Origin of the sequence: Xanthomonas dyei, from assembly GCF_002939865.1 — a bacterium.
In the GTDB taxonomy this organism is placed as follows: domain Bacteria; phylum Pseudomonadota; class Gammaproteobacteria; order Xanthomonadales; family Xanthomonadaceae; genus Xanthomonas; species Xanthomonas dyei.
The window spans coordinates 1-2,951 of record NZ_MDEE01000096.1 but is presented as its reverse complement, the minus strand read 5'-3'; the positions used below and the strand labels follow the sequence as shown (position 1 = coordinate 2,951).

The window sequence follows — 2,951 nt, the reverse complement described above, 5'->3', positions numbered from 1 at the left end:
TCAAGTTCACCATGGCCTTCCTCATCGGCGTCGGGCCCATCTTCATCCTGGCGCTGATCTTCGACCAGACCAAGGACCTGTTCAAAAAGTGGTTGTTCTACGTCATTGGCACGCTGTTCTCGATGGCCATGCTGTCGGTGGTCACGGCCATGGTGCTCAAGTTCACCGTCAAAGTGGCCGCTGCCTACTGGGCGGTCAAGTTCATCCCCCTGGCCAGCGCTGAAGGCCTCTCCAGCCAAGCCCTGCAGCAAGGCGGCATCGGTCTGATCATGACTATGCTTATCGTCACCGTACCCACCATCGCCGCCGCACTATGGCAGGGCAACATGGGCACGTTTATGGCGTATTCGGCATTTGGCACTGCGTCGAGCCCTGGGCCGCAAGGACAGCCGGCTGGGTCGTATATGCCGCAACAGATAGCGCGGGGTGATCAACAGCAAATAAGCAGGGGAGAAAACTCTGCAAATCAAACAGCCAGGATCACAGGCGAGGTACCAACTCAAGCATCAACCCCGATAGGCTCACGCGGACAAGCGACGCGAGGTAGCGATCAGAGTATTTAGTCGATTTTCCACTCATTTTTATTTGTCAATATAGGTAAACGCAGCAATGAGGACATCCCGCCTATTAGCAATCCTGACTTTGCTTGTACCTACATCTGCTTGGGCGCAAGGCTGCCCAGTGGGCCAATATCAAATCGGGGGGCAAGGGGCTGTGGCTTGCGCACCTATTCCGCAGGGAAATGAAATCCAGCAGGAGCCCCGCCCCAGCGGGAAATGGATAAAAACCTGGGGGGCAATCGCCAATGACAATAATAATAATTTCGGCGTATCTACCGGAAAGATCAAAAAAACAGACGCCGAGAAAGTTGCATTAGATAAATGCAAACAGACAAGTCAAAGAGAAGCAAATTGCCGCGTGGTTTACGCCTACGAAAATCGCTGCGCAGCAATCTCTGAACCTGCGAAGACAGGATCCCCCACACAGATCGGGAATATACTAACTAGTTACTCTGCTGGCCCTTCGATAGAGGCTGCAAGTAAAGCTGCAATTTCAGACTGCGTAAAGGAAAACTCAGTGAATGAATGCAAAGTAATATATCAGAACTGCTCAGAGCCAATTTTCAAAGCCTACTGATTGATTACTCACAGAATTTTAATTACTCTCAGCATTGTTGACGTTCTCCAGCCCCTCCCCTTCAAGCCCTGTCTAAATTGGCGGAGGTCATTACGAAGTGATCCTTTTACAACAACTCTTCTTCATCATCTGCACCTATGGCATACCAATTGATTGTTGGCTGCTACTCGATCCATCTACTAGCACCTTTACTGTCACCAAATCATACTGATTCAATGCAGCGTCGGCACAGCTCTTTGCATGAGTCTGCCGGATCGCGTCCTGCCTTGGCATGCCGCATGACGCCTTGGTTGCTGCGCAGCAGGTGATTCGCACTTCATAGGAGTCGTGCAGTGGATAGAGCAATCTTCCCCCGTGATGCACATTGGTATCGGTCAGCCGAGAGCCTGCGCAATCTACTGATCATAGCTGTCTTGACGCTCGCCCTCACCGCAAGCCTGCTTGCCTTAGGATATCGCACAGCGTTCACCGCCCTGTTTAAGCTTGCACATTATGGGGCCATTGTCGGTGCAGTGCTGCATTTTTCCGTTGTCTTACTGCTAATAGTGCGGATTGCACATTCAGCGATTGTCTGGAAAAAGTTGCGCAGCCAGGACAAACGGACTGCGGAATTACGACAGCTGCGCCAGACGATCTTCAACACGAGCGGCATGACCGTGCTGATGCTGCTACTGGCAGTGATTGCGGCATGCATTCCATCAATGATGCGTCTTGTGATGCAACTCCCTGAGTTCGGGTTGGTGTTCGGCTTCCAGCTCATTGCAGTGGTATTGCACAGCTGCAGTATCAACCGCAGCGCTGGCAGGCTGCGTGATTCGGTCACCGCTGCCGAGCGATCTGCAAAATGCACGCTGGCCGCATGAACGGTCATCTAAGAATCAAAATTCTAGGCTGTCTTTCACTAATTCCCTTGGTCGGGTGCAATCCCATGAATTCTGCCTCTGAAAGACATGACACCGCCACCGCCGACCCGATCTACCGGAAGAATCCGCATCCCACGCAGGCGTATCGGATCACCATGATTATTGAGGATGCGCCGGGGCCGTTTGGCAATGTGTCAGGCATCGCTTTCTATGACATGACCAACCGCGACGACTGCGCACCGTTTGATCCTGCATTGGGAATGTCAACAAAGCCAAAAGAGGACGTAATCCCTATCGTTTTTCAGAGGATTGATGACACGACTTATACGGCGACAATCCATACAGATGGCATGGCTGATGCTGATTACTACGGCAAAGGCGTCTGTCACTGGGATTTTGGCGGCGTGGGAATTTCGCTGAAAGCGACTGGCAAAGATGATGAAACAGAATTCCTGCCGAGTTTGGATAAAAAGCAACTATCGATGCTGACTCCGGAAGTTAAATACTTCTGGAAATCTCGCTATCCAAAGTCCGGGATGGAAAACTTTCCCGATATGGGCAAGAAGAACATCAAAGATTTCAATGAGGATGCTCGGAGTAACCTATTCAAGGTAACGCTGACTGCGAAAAGGATAGTCCCATGAGCCTGACTAGCCAACAATATGCAGCGCTTTCGCGCGATGTCTACGACGAACCAGAGCGGACAGGACCAAGAAGCCCCATTATTGATATCGGCGGAGTTTCTTATCAACGTCTCAAGTACGTCGACAGCCCATCGGGTTATCAAGGCATCGTCTATCAACGCGTCGATACCCAAGAGATCATCGTTGCCCATCGTGGTACAGAGATCGAACGACAGCTAAGGAACCTCTGAACAAAGCACGGCAGATGCGCGACACTACTCGCCTCGTGTTGAGGAATCATCCATGCAACTGACGTTCGGCGACGCTG

At 51.4% G+C, this 2,951-nt stretch carries 4 protein-coding genes and 1 pseudogene; all 5 read left to right on the top strand.

Annotation, left to right across the window (positions count from 1 at the left end; translation table 11 throughout):
- Positions 1 to 563, top strand: a 563-nt coding sequence (locus tag XdyCFBP7245_RS23275; protein ID WP_146091734.1) for a type IV secretion system protein, incomplete at its 5' end; no start/stop codon positions are given.
- Positions 564 to 609: 46 nt separating this feature from the next.
- Positions 610 to 1,137: a DUF4189 domain-containing protein gene (locus XdyCFBP7245_RS23270; RefSeq protein ID WP_104617701.1), complete on the top strand. Its 528-nt coding sequence runs from the start codon at positions 610 to 612 to the stop codon at positions 1,135 to 1,137.
- Positions 1,138 to 1,469: 332 nt separating this feature from the next.
- Complete coding sequence (locus XdyCFBP7245_RS23265; protein ID WP_104617700.1) at positions 1,470 to 2,000, top strand: hypothetical protein; 531 nt, start codon at positions 1,470 to 1,472, stop codon at positions 1,998 to 2,000.
- A gap of 65 nt (positions 2,001 to 2,065) precedes the next feature.
- The gene (locus XdyCFBP7245_RS23260) at positions 2,066 to 2,644 is read left to right on the top strand and encodes a hypothetical protein (protein WP_104617699.1); all 579 of its coding nucleotides are present in this window, start codon (positions 2,066 to 2,068) and stop codon (positions 2,642 to 2,644) included.
- Positions 2,641 to 2,859: pseudogene (locus XdyCFBP7245_RS23255) on the top strand (hypothetical protein); the annotation flags it as partial. The gene XdyCFBP7245_RS23260 and the pseudogene XdyCFBP7245_RS23255, both read left to right, overlap by 4 nt.
- Between the last annotated feature and the right edge of the window lie 92 nt (positions 2,860 to 2,951).